This is a genomic window from Huintestinicola sp., from assembly GCF_050874005.1.
Lineage (GTDB): Bacteria > Bacillota > Clostridia > Oscillospirales > Ruminococcaceae > Huintestinicola.
The window spans coordinates 53,006-67,803 of sequence record NZ_JBNMJV010000004.1 but is presented as its reverse complement, the minus strand read 5'-3'; the positions used below and the strand labels follow the sequence as shown (position 1 = coordinate 67,803).

14 protein-coding genes are annotated in these 14,798 nt (G+C 47.0%); 4 read left to right on the top strand and 10 right to left on the bottom strand.

From position 1 onward, the window contains the following. Positions 1-10 precede the first annotated feature (10 nt). The 3 genes from cysD to ACR0QN_RS02510 are packed head-to-tail and all read left to right on the top strand — an operon-like array spanning position 11 to position 3,033. Positions 11-910, top strand: coding sequence for a sulfate adenylyltransferase subunit CysD (cysD, locus tag ACR0QN_RS02520; RefSeq protein WP_432649618.1), 900 nt, complete (start codon positions 11-13; stop codon positions 908-910). After that, positions 910-2,595 (top strand): sulfate adenylyltransferase subunit 1, encoded by a 1,686-nt coding sequence (locus tag ACR0QN_RS02515; RefSeq protein WP_432649617.1) that lies wholly within the window; start codon positions 910-912, stop codon positions 2,593-2,595. The genes cysD and ACR0QN_RS02515 overlap by 1 nt, the downstream gene beginning before the upstream one ends. Positions 2,596-2,616: 21 nt before the next feature. Continuing rightward, a complete protein-coding gene (locus tag ACR0QN_RS02510) occupies positions 2,617-3,033 on the top strand; it encodes an RrF2 family transcriptional regulator (RefSeq protein ID WP_432649616.1) in 417 nt (138 codons plus the stop codon). A gap of 115 nt (positions 3,034-3,148) precedes the next feature. Here ACR0QN_RS02510 and ACR0QN_RS02505 read toward each other — a convergent pair whose 3' ends face one another. The 3 genes from ACR0QN_RS02505 to ACR0QN_RS02495 form a co-directional block, all read right to left on the bottom strand. Beyond that, complete coding sequence (locus ACR0QN_RS02505) at positions 3,149-4,009, bottom strand: carbohydrate ABC transporter permease (protein ID WP_432649615.1); 861 nt, start codon at positions 4,007-4,009, stop codon at positions 3,149-3,151. 1 nt (position 4,010) lies between these two features. Next, on the bottom strand, positions 4,011-4,940 hold the full coding sequence (locus ACR0QN_RS02500) for a carbohydrate ABC transporter permease (RefSeq protein WP_432649614.1): 930 nt from the start codon (positions 4,938-4,940) through the stop codon (positions 4,011-4,013). Between the two features lie 152 nt (positions 4,941-5,092). After that, entirely contained in the window at positions 5,093-6,520 is a 1,428-nt protein-coding gene (locus ACR0QN_RS02495; RefSeq protein ID WP_432649613.1) for an ABC transporter substrate-binding protein, read from the bottom strand. 512 nt (positions 6,521-7,032) lie between these two features. On the opposite strand from ACR0QN_RS02495, the gene ACR0QN_RS02490 reads away from it, so the two are divergent. Then, positions 7,033-8,043: a LacI family DNA-binding transcriptional regulator gene (locus ACR0QN_RS02490; RefSeq protein WP_432649612.1), complete on the top strand. Its 1,011-nt coding sequence runs from the start codon at positions 7,033-7,035 to the stop codon at positions 8,041-8,043. 52 nt (positions 8,044-8,095) lie between these two features. Here ACR0QN_RS02490 and ACR0QN_RS02485 read toward each other — a convergent pair whose 3' ends face one another. From ACR0QN_RS02485 to ACR0QN_RS02455, 7 genes are read right to left on the bottom strand one after another with little or no spacing between them, the layout of a single operon-like run. Continuing rightward, positions 8,096-9,325, bottom strand: a complete 1,230-nt coding sequence (locus ACR0QN_RS02485; protein WP_432649611.1) for an NAD(P)/FAD-dependent oxidoreductase — start codon at positions 9,323-9,325, stop codon at positions 8,096-8,098. A 21-nt stretch (positions 9,326-9,346) separates the two neighbouring features. After that, positions 9,347-9,877, bottom strand: a complete 531-nt coding sequence (locus ACR0QN_RS02480; RefSeq protein ID WP_432649610.1) for a hypothetical protein — start codon at positions 9,875-9,877, stop codon at positions 9,347-9,349. A gap of 15 nt (positions 9,878-9,892) precedes the next feature. After that, complete coding sequence (locus ACR0QN_RS02475; protein ID WP_432649609.1) at positions 9,893-10,771, bottom strand: MurR/RpiR family transcriptional regulator; 879 nt, start codon at positions 10,769-10,771, stop codon at positions 9,893-9,895. 31 nt (positions 10,772-10,802) lie between these two features. Beyond that, the gene (locus ACR0QN_RS02470) at positions 10,803-11,009 is read right to left on the bottom strand and encodes a DUF3006 domain-containing protein (protein ID WP_432649608.1); all 207 of its coding nucleotides are present in this window, start codon (positions 11,007-11,009) and stop codon (positions 10,803-10,805) included. Further along, complete coding sequence (locus tag ACR0QN_RS02465) at positions 11,009-12,007, bottom strand: ComEC/Rec2 family competence protein (protein WP_432649607.1); 999 nt, start codon at positions 12,005-12,007, stop codon at positions 11,009-11,011. The genes ACR0QN_RS02470 and ACR0QN_RS02465 overlap by 1 nt, the downstream gene beginning before the upstream one ends. Then, positions 11,974-13,905, bottom strand: coding sequence for a YgiQ family radical SAM protein (locus ACR0QN_RS02460; protein WP_432649606.1), 1,932 nt, complete (start codon positions 13,903-13,905; stop codon positions 11,974-11,976). The genes ACR0QN_RS02465 and ACR0QN_RS02460 overlap by 34 nt, the downstream gene beginning before the upstream one ends. 21 nt (positions 13,906-13,926) lie before the next feature. Then, complete coding sequence (locus tag ACR0QN_RS02455; RefSeq protein WP_432649605.1) at positions 13,927-14,760, bottom strand: hypothetical protein; 834 nt, start codon at positions 14,758-14,760, stop codon at positions 13,927-13,929. Positions 14,761-14,798 lie beyond the last annotated feature (38 nt).

Below are 14,798 nucleotides of genomic sequence, written 5' to 3'. Positions count from 1 at the left end.
GGTAATCAGCGTGAGTGATCTTTCACATCTTGACGAGCTTGAAGCGGAAGCTATATACATAATCAGAGAGGTTGCGGCGGAGTGTGAAAAGCCCGTAATGCTCTATTCCATCGGAAAGGACAGCTCGGTAATGCTTCATCTGGCGATGAAGGCATTTTATCCCGAAAAGCCGCCATTCCCTTTCCTTCACGTAAACACAACGTGGAAATTCAAGGAGATGATAGAGTTTCGTGACAAGACCGCAAAGGAGCTTGGCATTGAAATGCTTGAATACATAAACGAGGACGGCGTTAAGCAGGGCATAAATCCCTTTGACCACGGCTCTGCATACACCGATATTATGAAAACTCAGGCGCTTAAACAGGCGCTCAACAAATACGGCTTCACCGCTGCATTTGGCGGCGGCAGACGTGACGAGGAGAAGTCCCGTGCAAAGGAGAGAATTTTCTCATTCAGAAATGCCGCTCACGCCTGGGACCCCAAAAATCAGCGCCCCGAAATGTGGAAGCTTTACAACGCCAAAATTAACAAGGGCGAGAGCATAAGAGTTTTCCCCATTTCCAACTGGACGGAAAAGGATATCTGGCAGTACATTAAGCGTGAGAACATTGATATCGTGCCCTTGTATTTTGCGGCGGAGCGCCCTGTTGTGGAGCGTGACGGCAATCTTATTATGGTGGACGATGACCGTTTCCCGCTTAAAGAGGGAGAAGTTCCGCAGATGAAGTCGGTTCGTTTCAGAACACTTGGCTGCTATCCTCTTACGGGCGGAATTGAGTCTACTGCTCATACTCTTGACGAAATAATCTCCGAGACCCTCAGCGCAGTTTCATCGGAGCGCACATCAAGAGTTATCGACAACGAAGCGGCAGGAAGTATGGAGCGCCGCAAAAGGGAGGGCTATTTTTAATGAAAGGCTTACTAAAATTTATAACCTGCGGCAGCGTGGACGACGGCAAATCAACTCTTATCGGTCATATTCTCTATGACTCAAAGCTGCTTTACGCCGATCAGGAAAAGGCTCTCGAGCTGGACAGCAAGGTGGGCAGCAGAAGCGGAAAGATAGACTATTCTCTGCTCCTTGACGGACTTATGGCAGAGCGTGAGCAGGGAATTACCATTGACGTGGCATACAGATATTTTACCACCGATAACCGCAGCTTCATTGTTGCCGATACTCCGGGTCACGAGGAATACACCCGCAATATGGCGGTGGGAGCTTCCTTTGCAGACCTTGCGGTAATTCTGGTGGACGCTTCACAGGGCGTTCTTGTTCAGACAAGACGTCACGCAAGGATATGCAGCCTTATGGGCATCAAGTATTTCGTTTTTGCCGTAAATAAGATGGACCTGGTGGGCTACAGCCGGGAGCGGTTTAATGAGATAGAAAAGCAGATCTCCGAGCTTTCGGCAGAGCTTTCTCTTGAAAATATTCAGATAATACCTCTTTCCGCCACCGAGGGCGACAACGTTACCAAAAAGTCGGACAATATCAAGTGGTATACAGGTCCTGCGCTTCTTACATACCTTGAAAATGTGGATATTTCCGAGGATAATGAGCAAGGCTTCTATATGCCCGTTCAGAGAGTCTGCCGTCCCGACCATACTTTCAGAGGATTTCAGGGACAGATCGAATCGGGCAGCATAAGCGTGGGCGACGAAATAACCGCTCTCCCCAGCGGTGAAAAGGCGGCGGTAAAGGGAATACTTGTTACCGACAAGTCCGCAGATACCGCATACAAGGGTCAGCCTGTTACCATTTCCCTTGATAAAGAGGTGGACGTTTCAAGGGGCTGCGTTCTCGTAAAGGATACGGACATCGGCGTATACAAGCGTCTGAAAGCTTCTGTTCTCTGGATGGACGACGAGGAGCTTGTTATCGGCAAGGATTACCTTGTAAAGCTTGGCACAAAGACCATTCCCGGAATACTTGCAGGTGTGGAATATGCCGTTGACGTTAATACGGGCGAGCATATTAAGACCGACAAGCTTTCCAAAAACGGCATTGCTCTCTGCGATATACTTCTTACAGAAGCTATTGTGGCAGATAAATTCAGATCTCACAAAACTCTCGGGGAGCTTATTCTTATTGACCGTGTAACGAATATGACATCTGCCTGCGGTGTAGTCGAGGAACTCAGCGAGAGAGGCGGAGGAGCCGCTGACAAGGCTTCCTTCAAGTATGGCGAGCTTACTGCAAGAGGAGACATTTTCGAGGAATTCTACTATGATACAAGCAGCCTGAATGTTCTGAAATATCAGCCCGTAAAGGCTACATATACCGTAGGAGACGAGATACCCACATCGGGCGACAGTTACAGCTATCCCGACAGCTTTGATATCATCGTTCTGAGAGACGGCGTTTCGGTAAAGGTAAGAAACAAGGTCATAACAGAAATAATTCCCACCGCAGATTACGTTTACGGAGACGTTCCCGTAATAAACGGCAGAGGCTTCGGCGTAAAGGCACATTCCGACAGCGAAGTAAAGCAGTTCTTAAAGGAATACTCCGAGACCGACCCGAAGGATCAGAGCGCATTTTTCGCAAAGTGGGTGCGCTTTGACGAGTACAGAAAGGTGATCGTAAAGTCATAATAAACTACAGAGGTGAAAGTAATGCTCGTCACAACAAAAGGAAGATATGCTCTGCAGGTAATGATCGACCTTGCCGAGCATTACAGCGGCAAATGCATACCCGTTAAGGACATTGCGGGACGGCAGGAGCTGTCAATAAAATATCTTGAGCAGATAATGCCCGTTCTCACCAAAGGCGACCTTGTATTCGGCGTTCACGGCAAAAACGGGGGCTACCGTCTTAAAAGGCCTCCCGAGAAATACAGCGTGGGAGAGATACTCCGTGTCGCGGAGGGCAATCTTGTTCCCGTGTCATCTATGAAGGAAAACAATCCTTCTCAGGATAACAGGACTATGAAGATGTGGGAGGATTTCTACAAGCTGACAAATGATTACTTTGACAGCATTACCATTGCAAGCCTTATCCAAAGCGGCGAAGATTATGATTATGTTATATGAATGAGTACGGCTCTTCCCGGATATGACGGGAGGAGCCGCAAACTTATTTATGCATAACAAAATATATCCCGTCAGGCTCATTTTTCAAGCCTGACGGGATATATCTTTAACTTGATTATTCCTTAACGGCGCCGTTTACCAGACCTGCGTAGATCTGCTTCTGAAGTGCGAGGAAGATGACCAGAGCAGGAATGATACAAATAACGATACCTGCAAAGATTATTTCCCACTTAGCTCCGTAGGGGCCCATAAAGCGGTAGAGCGATGTGGAAACCACCGACAGCTCTTCGCTGGGCATATAAAGCTGAGGAGTATAGAAGTCGTTGTAAATGCTTATTACCTTGATGATAAGAACTGTTGCGATAGCGGGTTTTAGCAGGGGAAGAATGATCTTGAAGAAAACTGTGAAGTAGTTTGCTCCGTCGATGATGGCGCTCTCGTCAAGGGAGTAGGAGATGTTGTCCAGAAACTGCATAAAGATGTAAATGGAAACAATATCAGTTCCTATGTAGAGGATGATGGGAGCAGCCATAGTGCCGACAAGGTGGAAATTGTTCATAATGCGGTAAACCGTTACCTGCATTGAAATAGCAGGGAAAAGTGTCGCAAGAAGGAACGCTGCCTTGAGGACTTTGCCGAGAACAGTCTTGAAACGCTGGAGAACGTAAGCAGTCATTGTACCTACGATTATAGTTCCCGTACAGGAGATCACGATGATGATCGCTGTGTTTTTCAGACCTAAAAGAACCTTACCGTCAATGAAAGCGGTCTTGTAGTTCGACCATTCAAACTTTGTGGGACGCGCAAAAACGTTTGATGAAAGGAATTCTGTGTTGTTCTTGAAAGATCCTAAAAATACGACTACAAGGGGAATGAAAACTAACAGGCAGGCAATTACGAGAACGGCATATTTCAGGAAGGTGAAAAGCTTAGGGACAAAAGTGCTGTAGTCCTTTTTGATTGCTGTATCAGCCATTTTACTTTTCCTCCTTGAGAACCAGTTTTTGTATTACCGTGACGACGACTATTATCAGGAACAGTACCACAGCCATCGCCGAGGCAAGCCCGACTTTCTGGAACTTGAATGCCGTTTCTGTTGTCTGGATAACGAATGTGCTTGAACCAAATCGTCCGCCTGTGATGATAAAGGGAATTTCGTAAACGCTGATGGCACCCTTTACCGCAAGTATCATCTGAAGAAGGATAATGGGTCTGATACCGGGAGCGATTATGTAGCGGAATACCTGGAAGCGGTTTGCGCCGTCAAGATCTGCGGCTTCGTAAATATCGGGGGATATAGACTGAATAGCGCCTATGAACATTACAATATCAAATCCGATATATCTCCATATGGAAACGAACACGAGGCAGATGTTGACAAGTCCCTCTGTGGAGAGGAATTTTACGGGGTCTCCTCCCAGCAGGGTGATTATGGAATTAAGAGTACCGTCAGTATTGGTGATGCCGTCGCCCTTCTGGAAAAATCTGCGGAAAATAAGGGCAACTGCAACAGTATTGATCATATAAGGGAAGAAAACAACTCCCTTAAAGAAATTGGAAAATCTGATCTTCGAGCAGAGGATCGTTGCAAGAAAAAGAGCAAGTCCAAGCTGGATAAATGAACCTATAAGGTAGTAAATACTGTTTTTGAAAGCAGCAAAATACTCAGGTGTCGAAAAAACTGTCTTGTAGTTCTCAAGGCCCACGAACTTGACATTTACACCGAACTGGTCTCTTTCCTCAAAGCTGAACTTAACCATTTCAGCGGCGGGAATGTAGGTGAATATGACAAGAAGGAGTGTGGGAATAAGCAGGAAAAGACAAACGGTAACCATCTTTTCAATGTAAGATTTGGAAAGCTTGTTCTTTGGAGCAAGACGCTCGGGCTGAATAGTTTTTTTAGTCAAAGCATATCCCTCGTTTTCGGGTTATTTTCGTGATTTAAGCGTACATCATACCCACGGGTATGAATATACCGTATCATTCTGCGGCGTGAAGAAGGCGCCGCAGAAAAATACAGTATCGGAGAGAAAGAAAAATTTAAAGAAGAAAGTGTGGATTAGCCGAGAATTTCATCTCTGGAAGCAGCCCAGGCAGCGTTAACGTCAGCAGCAATCTTGTCATACTCATCTCTGCCCTTGCCGTCGAATGCAGCCTCTGCCATTCTGAACTTGTAGTTTGTGGAAGCGTCGCCCCAAGGATCAACCTCAGAAGCCTTAGCAATCTCATCCCACTTACCGATGAGTTCCTCGGGGAATGCGTTCTCAACGAAGAGCTGAACACCGAGCTCGTCGAAGGAAGAAAGGGTCTCAGGCATTGCAGCTCCCTTAAGACCGGAGATCTCGCCCTCGTTCTGAGCAAAGCCGGAGTCTGTGCAGAACCAAGTAGCATAAGCCATAGCTGCGTCCATATTAGCGGTGTTCTTGTTAACGCTCATCATATAGTCGTTGGAAGATACGGAGTAGATCTTGCCGTCAATGCTGTTGGGGAAAGGCATATATCCAACATCAGCAGGATCGGAGCCAACCTGAACAGCAGCCTCCTGGAACTGGCTGATTGCCCAAGAACCGAGAACCATAGTTGCGATCTTGCCCTGTGCGAATGCGGGCTTGCAGCCTTCCCAGTCAGTTGTCATAGGATCTTCCTCGTGGAGAGTAGGATCAGCGTAGATATCAAAGAGTGTGCCGTAAACAGCGTCATAGGGGCTGCCCTTAGAGAAGAGGTCAGTCTTTTCGGTGAGGAGCTTGGTGTTGTAATCGGGATCACCGGAAGCGCCTACTACGAGGGACTGCCACTGAGTGATGCACCAGCTTGCGTTGTAGTTGGTGTAGTAAGGAATAGCGTCGGTATTTTCAGCGATCTGCTTGAGGCAAGCAAGGAACTCGTCAGTAGTTGTGGGGAGAGAAGTGATGCCTGCGTCAGCCCATACCTTCTTGTTGTAAAGAACACCGGAAGCTGTACCGCCTGTAGGAAGTGCATAAACCTGACCGTCAACGGTGTAATTCTCAAGCCAGTAGTACTTCTGAGAAAGGTCGCTGTAGGAACCGAAGGAAGCGAAGAAGTTAGGAAGATCAGCCTGCTTCAGAGCCTGAGGAGTCATAACAACGTCGCCGTAGTTATCGGACTGCATCATTGTAGCGATATCGTCAGCATAGTTTGTGAATGACTGATACTCAACTGTTACATTAGGATAAAGAGCATTGAAGCCCTCGGTGAGCTTAGCCATTGTTCCGTCCTGATCTCTGTCGGTACGGTGGTGGAGAACCTTGATGGAACCGCTGATCTCGGAAGAGGAGTCGCCGGCGGGAGCAGCTTCTGTGTCAGCAGCAGCTGTGTCGCCGCCTTCTGCTGCGGTTGTTGTCTCGCCTGCAGCAGCAGTTGTTGTTGCGGTAGAACCGCTGTTGGAACCTCCGCAAGCGGTAAGAACTGAACCTGCCATTACAACTGCGGCACACATAGCCGCAGTTCTTTTAAACTTAGTGTTCATTTTAATGACCTCCATTAAAAAATTAGCATTGTGTGTTATTCATTGCCTATGGTTTTCTGCGATAGTTTTATTATAGTTAATTTCCGTCATAAGTCAAGGGAAAAATGAAATAGCGGCATTTCACACAGCGTAATTTTGTTAGCTTTGTAAATTTTTCACAAATTTCAGAAAGCTATCACAAATCTTTGTTAAATATGATAAATCAGGGCTGCCCGGATTATACATTTTGCTTGTAAAAATTAAGTTCTTTTTGCGAAACATAAATTTTTGATAAAAATAGAAAACGATTGCACGCTTCATATTTACTTTTACGAAATATTATATCCATATAATATTAAGAATTAAAAAATAATTTAGCTTCATAAATAAGCTAACAAATTGCAAATGCAACATAATTTAGTCTAAAAACTGCTTACTAATTTAAGCTAAAAATAATACTTGAAAAGTTCGGGAGAATGTGTTAAAATTAGTCTGTAAATTTACTTTCAGACAGCGCACGGGAGGCGAAACAATTGGCAAAAAGCGTTACTATGCGTGATATAGCGGCAAAGCTTGGAATAAGCGTCGTTTCCGTGTCAAAAGCCTTTTCGGGACAAAGCGGCGTCAGCAGCGAGCTGAGGCAGAAAATACTCAAGACAGCCGAAACAATGGGCTATAAATATGGTACGGAAGCAAAAAAGAAAAAGACTCTCAGCGGAAATATCGGTATCATCGTAGCCGAGCGGTATATGTCGGAAAACAGCTTTTACTTTAAATTTATGCGAGGGATATCCACCGCTCTCCAGCAGCGCAAGCATTATGCATTTTTCCACACTCTCACATCTGGAAACGAGGAAAAAGCTGTGCTTCCCGATATATTTTTCCACCAGAGGGTGGACGGCATCATCATTCTCGGACAGATAGCGGATAAATATATAAACGCCGTTCTCAACACCAAGATACCGGTAGTGTTCCTTGATTTCTACAATCAGCTCACAGCCGAGAGCTGCGTGGTGGGGGACAGCTTTTATGCAGCCTATGAGCTAACGAATTACCTTATCGACAACGGACACCGTGATATCGCCTTTGTGGGCAATATCCACGCCACCAGCAGTATCCAGGACAGATATTTAGGCTATGCCAAATCCCTTATCGAGCATAATATCCGTTTATCCGACTATTATCTTATAAGCGACCGAAAAACGGAAACGGGCGAGTTTATCCCCCTTGAGCTTCCTCTTGTAATGCCCACCGCCTTTGTCTGCAACTGCGACGAAGCGGCAAGCAGACTTATGTCCCTGCTTTCGGAAAAGGGATATCGTGTTCCCGATGATATTTCCGTGACAGGCTTTGATAATTCAGTTTACAGCAGCATTACCGTCCCGAACATCACCACCTTTGAGGTAAATACGGAAAAAATGTCCGCCATCGCCGTAGATGCCCTGCTTTCAAAGATAAAGACCCCCTCCGAGCAGCTGGGAATGATACAGGTCAAGGGGAAGATAATCTTTAAAGACTCCGTAGCCTCACTTAATTTCAAATAAAGAAAGCTCCGCCGCAATACAGCTCATAAAGCCGTACTGCGGCGGATTTTTTTCACATATTAACTCCTGCGGCATAGCCTGTAGAAAAAGCGATCTGTAAATTAAATCCCCCTGTGTAAGCGTCAACGTCAATGACCTCTCCCGCAAAATAAAGCCCGGATACTTTCTTTGACTCCATAGTTTTGGGATTTATCTCGCTGATATCCACGCCGCCCCCCGTAACTATAGCCTCGTCAATGGAGCGAAAATCCTTTATGGTCACCGTCAGATTTTTAAGCAGATGTAAAAGCTCCGTCCGCTCTTTTTTTGATATCTGATTGACCTTTTTCTCTGCAGGGATACCCGAAAGCCTTACAATAACGGGAATAAGCTTTGCTGGAAGAAGCTTTCCCAGGCTGTTTATAAAATCCCTGTTTGCATTTTCGGCAAAATCCCTCTGAAGCCTGCTGTCCAGGGTTTTCTCGTCCAGAGCAGGCTTTAAGTCGATTATCAGCTTGTACCGACCACGTTCCATTTTTCTTATATGCCCCGAAGCCGATAATACCAAAGGCCCCGACACACCGAAATGTGTAAACAGCATTTCCCCCATTTCCGAGAAAAGCTTTTTGCCGTCAGCCCCGTCCACAAGGGTGAGAGTAACATTTTTAAGGGAAAGCCCCATAGCCTCTCTGCACCACTCCTCCTCGCTCACCATCGGAACAAGAGAAGGTCTGAGCGGAACTACCTTGTGCCCCAGCTCCTTTGCAAAACGATAACCGTCCCCGTCCGAACCTGTTTTCGGATAGGAGCGTCCGCCCGAAGCAATAAGCACCGAATTTGCGTGATAAGCCGCACCATCGGCGGAAACGCCCGTGACAGCGCCGTTTTCCGTAAGTATCCTCGTGACCTTTGCATTTTTGACGGTTATCCTGTCCGAACGCTCCTTGATAGCCCTCTCAAAAGCGATAACAATGTCCTCTGCCCTGTCGCTTACGGGAAATACCCTGTTGCCCCGTTCGGTTTTAAGGGGAACGCCAAGGTTTTCAAAAAAACTCATAGTGTCCGAGCAGTCAAAAGCGGCGTAGGAGGAATAGAGAAACCTGCCGTTGCAGGGGATATTAGCAAAAAAATCCTCTTTGATGCAGTTGTTCGTAACATTGCAGCGACCTTTTCCCGTAATGAGCAGCTTTTTGCCCACACGGGGATTTTTCTCAAAAAGGATAACGGTCTTGCCCCAGTCCGCCGCAGTCACCGCAGCCATAAGCCCTGCAGCGCCGCCGCCGATAATAATGCAGTCTGCCATAAAAAATGCTGCCTTTCGAATTTATTTTGTTGCTTCCGAATTTTCGGTAAGAGGAGCCTTGCAGTAGCTGCACCTCTTGCCCTCTGTACCGCCTGTTATCCTGTTAGAACCGCCGCAGCTTTTGCAGGTAACGAACCGATAGCCGTTAATGAGCTTCAGTCCGCCTTTTTCACGGGATAATATTTTGACCCTGCCCTCAGCTCTGTCAATGTAGATGTTGTTAAGGTAATCCTTGTCAATAAGCTCCTCAAGCTCTCTTACAGCCTGCTCAAGGGGAATGTTCATAGTCCTTGCAATTTCCGCAAGCTCGGATTCGGGCTTGTCCGCAAGGCACATAGCATAGACCTCCGCACGGTTACGAAGCTTTCTCTTGTGCTTAGAGGAAAGTATCATAGCAATGCCGATACCGAGACAAGCGCAGGCGAATGGAACATTATCTCTGTGTTCCTCTCTTGCGGCGCTGGCAAATATTCCGAGAATACAGAAAGCAGACCACAGCACACCAACCGTCATAAGAGCCTTTTCAAAAAATAACCCGATAAGCTTTTTCATCTCACCACTCCCGAATTATAAGCTGAAATCCTTGTCATCGGTCTTTTCGTAGACCTCGTATTTCTCCCATATCCCCTCAAGACGCTCCAAGTTTTTGGAAACATACTCCTGCTTTCTCATTCCCACCGCCGAGATAAGCGCATTTATAAGGCTCATAGGAGCCACCAGGGAATCCGCAAAGGAAGCCATATCGCTGTGTGCCAGCAGCAGATGATCCGCATACTGAGCAAGAGGAGAAGCCTTGCTGTCGGTAATGCCGATTACCGTTGCGCCGTTCTCGTGAGCGTATCTGAACGCCTTTACGGTGTGCTTTGAATATCTGGGGAAGCTGACACCTATCATAATGTCCCCCTCGCCGATACCGAGTATCTGCTCGAACATTTCGCTTGTACTTGTGGTGTGGATAATTTTAACGTTGTCAAACATAATGTTAAAGTAGAAAACGATAAAACGAGCCAGCACCGAAGCCGATCTTGCGCCGATAACGTAAATGTTCTTAGCGGAAACAAGAGCGTCAACCGTAGTGTAGAAGCTGTCCTTGTCAATTTCCTCAAGGGTCTTTCTTATCTGCTCAATGTCGAAATTCAGAACTCTGTTAAGAACGTCCTCGCCCGCAAGCTGGTCGTTCATCACATTCATACGCTGAACGGTGGTAAGCTTGTTGCTGGTAAATTCTTTTAGTGCCTTCTGCATTTCGGGATAACCCTCAAAGCCCAGCTCCGTAGCGAAGCGGACAACCGTGGACTCGCTGACGCCAACGATATTTCCCAGCTTAGAAGCCGTCATAAAGGCAGCCTTGTCGTAGTGACCGAGAATATATTCGGCGATTTTCTTGTGACCCTTGGATAATTTCGGAAGTCTTTCCGTAAGCATAGCAGGCAGATTATTCTGCATTTTAAGCCCCTCTTTCAATTCATTTGATATATCATTCATCCCAAAGGGAATTTTGAAGCGATAATATTTCTTTCCGCCGCATTTCGGTGGCAGTTTCATCGGTAATATAAACGTCACCCGAGAGTATAATAACATCACCCTCACGACAGCCCTTGACCATATCCGCCGAAACGGAAAATTCTCCGCTGTCACCCGAAATGACCGCCATATCACCCCGAAGCTTTTCAAGAATAAGCATTATGAGCCGCCTCCCTGTTTTGAAACATACAGCTTTTCTCCGTCGGAATAAACGGAAACTGAACCGCAAAGGTCTGTTCGGTAAATGCTGCCCGTGTATTCCTCAAGCCTTTTCAGCGCCTCTTCGTGTGGGTGCCCGTAGGAATTGCCCTCGCCGCAGGAAATAACGCAAAGTCTCGGCGTGACCCTTTCAAGCAGCTCCTCCGAAGAAGAAGTTGAGCTGCCGTGATGTCCCACCTTGTACGCCGTAACATCAATATCCTGACCGCTTTTTATAAGCGCCTTTTCCCCCTCCTCGGAGAGATCACCCGTAAAGAGCCAGGAAATGCGGTTATAGTCAATTCTAACACAAACAGACCAGTCGTTCAAGTCCTCAAACTCCGCACCCTCACCGGGAGCAAGAATAGTCATAGTCACAGGCAGACCATCAATTTCGGCAATGTCATAAACCTTTCCCGCCTTAGCTGCCGTCAGCTTCATTCCGCCGTTTTTCACAGCCTTGAGGAAATTTTCATAGACCTTAGTGGTGGGAACTTTATCATCGGGCAGCTTGGGAACGATTATCTTCTCAGCTCCTATCTCCGAGACTACCTCCGCCATACCGCCGATGTGGTCTGAATGAGGGTGCGTGGCAATGATGTAATCAAGCCCCGTAATGCCCTTGTCTTTCAGAAAGGAAACCACTTTGCCGCCGTATTCCTTTTCGCCTGCGTCAATAAGAACGCTTTTCCCACCTGCCAAAATGAGGATACTGTCACCCTGCCCAACATCAATAACGTGAACGGCAAAATCTCTCGCCTCTTTTGGAACAGTTCCCCCGTCGGGCATATCGGGGAGCGTAAAACCGATCGCCTGCTGAACGTCCGTCAGCGACACCCATCCCGTTTCAATAAGAACGCCGAGACATACGCCTATACACATCACCATAATGAGCAAAGCGGTGGGAAGTATTTTAAGAAGTCTGCTTACCGACCCCGTCTGCCTTTTTCCTTTTGCCATCTGTCATTCCTGCCTTTTGAACGAGAAGCATTTCTGCCGGTCGAATTTCTTCCGCTGTTTTTGCCGCCGTTTTTCGCTGCCTTTTCTCTCAGATAAGCATTGTACTGCTCATCGGGACGAACAAGACATTCCTTTCCGTTGCCGATAAGGTCGGTGCGGTGCGCCTTGATAAGCGCCTCAATGCATTTTCTCTGATTTTGGAGACGAAAATACTGCAAGAGCGCCCTCTGCATACCCTTTTCCTCCGCAGTTCTCGGAACATACACCTTTTTCATTGTGTAAGGGTCAAGACCCGTGTAAAACATACAAGTGGAAATAGTTCCGGGAGTGGGATAAAAATCCTGTACCTGCTCTGGACGCATTTTAAGGCTCTTGAGAAACAGCGCCAGCTCCACCGCCTCATTCAGCGTACTTCCGGGGTGAGAGGACATAAGATAGGGAACAAGATACTGCTCCTTGCCAATTTTTCCCGTCATTTTATAAAATTTGTCCTGGAACTTTTTATACGCCTCAATATGCGGCTTTCCCATCATATCAAGCACCGCCGCCGAACAATGCTCGGGAGCCACTTTCAGCTGACCGCTCACGTGATGCTCGATAAGCTCACGCATAAACTCCTCGTTCTTGTCCTCAATAAGATAATCATATCGGATACCGCTTCTGATAAAGACCTTTTTAACGCCCTTTATCTTCCGAATTTCTCTCAGGATATCAAGATACTCTGTGTGATCCACCTCAAGATTTTTGCAAGGCTCGGGCGCAAGGCATTTTTTTCCCTTGCAAAGCCCGTGAGTCAGCTGATGCGTGCAGGAGGGTGCACGGAAATTTGCCGTAGGGCCTCCCACATCGTGGATATATCCCTTGAAATTAGGCAGCTTTGTCAAAAGCTCCGCTTCCCTCAGAATACTCTCCTTGCTTCTCACCGAAATTCTCCGTCCCTGATGAAGAGCAATGGAGCAGAAATTGCAGTTTCCGAAGCACCCTCTGTTGTGGGTAATGGAAAACTCCACCTCCTGAATCCCGGGAACGCCGCCCTCTTTCTCATAAACAGGGTGATAAGTCCGCATATAAGGCAGCTCATACACGTGGTCAAGCTCGGGAGTAGTCAGAGAATAAGCAGGAGGCAGCTGCACCAGCATTTTGTCCGTCTGCCGCTGAATTATAGTCTTGCCGTAGATCTCGTCCTGCCAGTCATACTGAATTTTGCAAGCCTTAGCATACTCTTCCTTGTGTTCCCTCACCTGCATAAGAGAAGGACATTCCGCCGCCCCGTAAGGCGTTTCCCTCGGGTCACAAAGATACGCCGTACCTCTTATATCCCGAAGCTCTGAAATTTTCTCGCCCTTTGCAAGCCTTGTGCAAATTTCCACTATCTGATGCTCGCTCATTCCGTACATAAGCAGGTCTGCACCGCTGTCCTCGAGAATAGACGGCCGCACAGCATCGTCCCAGTAATCATAATGAGCAAACCGTCTGAGAGAAGCCTCAAGCCCCCCGATAGCAACAGGCATATCTTTGCCGAAAATACGCTTGATAGCCTTTGAATAAACGATAGTCGCCCTGTCGGGACGTTTTCCCGCCTTGCCCCCTGCAGTGTAAGCGTCATCGGAACGCTTTTTCTTTGCACTTGTGTAATGCGCCACCATCGAGTCAATATTTCCCCCCGTAATGAGGAAAGCATATTTCGGCTCACCCAATTTTTTAAAATCCCTGTCACTTTTCCAGTCGGGCTGAGCAATAATGCCCACAGTAAAGCCCTGATCTTCTATCATTCGTGAAATAATGGAAATGCCGAAAGAGGGGTGATCCACATAACTGTCACCCGTAATGCAGATAAAGTCCAGCTGCTCTATCCCTCTTTCATTCATATCCTCTTTTGAAATTGGTAAAAATGGCATATAAATTCTCCTGCAAAAAATTTATTTCTCCTTAGTCAGAAGCCCGTAAATACGTGAAATGACCAAACTGCTGTCTTTCGGCACATCTTTAGCGTGGTCATACATTATCGTGCTGTCCGAACCGCCGTCATTGTACTCAAGGGAAAATTTCCTGTAACCGCCACGGGATATGCCGTAATACTGAACCTCAAAGCTCTGCACCTCGTCAAGACCGTCATATATTTCCCTCTCGGGCATATAAAAGTCGTCCCATTTTGTGATAAGTACCTCGTCGCAGAACTCTGTAAAATCAGCCGCCTTTTCCTCCGAAAAAGCATTGCTTATCGTCTCGGAAACCTGATATTCTCCGCCCCGATTGAATGAATATGTCTCTTTTTTCGCCGTTCTGTTTTCCATATCCACCGTGTAAACGTAGTAGTGCGGAGCATTGCTGCCGGTGGATATCTCAACGCTCAGGCGTGAAATATCCGCCGCCGAATAACTCTTAGGCAGATCTGTTTCGGTAGGTCCATTGAGCCTTGCCCGAGATGTAAAAAATATCATCACCGCCGAAAACATAATAACCGTTTCAAAAACGGTTATCCCCACAGACACGAACCGTTCGATGTAAGCATATGTGCCATTGCCCTTTGCGTGGATATCGCAGTATTGCCCTACCGTAAACGGAGCCAGAAGTATAAATGCAGCGGCAGGTGGCAGCCCGACATTTTCTCTTTTTGCAAAATATACGAACAGAACCAGAAACAGCAGATATCCCCAGTCCATCGCTGTCTTGACTGCCCTTCCTATGGGAAATGGAGTCTTAGGCTTCTCGGGCTTTTTTTCAATGGAAATGACCTCCGCAGGCGGCTTCATAGCTTTCACCTTCCTAATTTCAGTAAGTACGGCTGCCC

Bases quoted from the DNA above. Each gene is read 5' to 3' on its own strand.
- ACR0QN_RS02465 (WP_432649607.1), bottom strand. From the start codon at position 12,007: ATGGCAAAAGGAAAAAGGCAGACGGGGTCGGTAAGCAGACTTCTTAAA.
- ACR0QN_RS02480 (WP_432649610.1), bottom strand. From the start codon at position 9,877: ATGAAAAAGCTTATCGGGTTATTTTTTGAAAAGGCTCTTATGACGGTT.
- ACR0QN_RS02515 (WP_432649617.1), top strand. From the start codon at position 910: ATGAAAGGCTTACTAAAATTTATAACCTGCGGCAGCGTGGACGACGGC.
- ACR0QN_RS02470 (WP_432649608.1), bottom strand. From the start codon at position 11,009: ATGCTTATTCTTGAAAAGCTTCGGGGTGATATGGCGGTCATTTCGGGT.
- ACR0QN_RS02505 (WP_432649615.1), bottom strand. From the start codon at position 4,009: ATGGCTGATACAGCAATCAAAAAGGACTACAGCACTTTTGTCCCTAAG.
- ACR0QN_RS02460 (WP_432649606.1), bottom strand. From the start codon at position 13,905: ATGCCATTTTTACCAATTTCAAAAGAGGATATGAATGAAAGAGGGATA.
- ACR0QN_RS02475 (WP_432649609.1), bottom strand. From the start codon at position 10,771: ATGCAGAATAATCTGCCTGCTATGCTTACGGAAAGACTTCCGAAATTA.
- ACR0QN_RS02495 (WP_432649613.1), bottom strand. From the start codon at position 6,520: ATGAACACTAAGTTTAAAAGAACTGCGGCTATGTGTGCCGCAGTTGTA.
- ACR0QN_RS02485 (WP_432649611.1), bottom strand. From the start codon at position 9,325: ATGGCAGACTGCATTATTATCGGCGGCGGCGCTGCAGGGCTTATGGCT.
- ACR0QN_RS02455 (WP_432649605.1), bottom strand. From the start codon at position 14,760: ATGAAGCCGCCTGCGGAGGTCATTTCCATTGAAAAAAAGCCCGAGAAG.
- ACR0QN_RS02510 (WP_432649616.1), top strand. From the start codon at position 2,617: ATGCTCGTCACAACAAAAGGAAGATATGCTCTGCAGGTAATGATCGAC.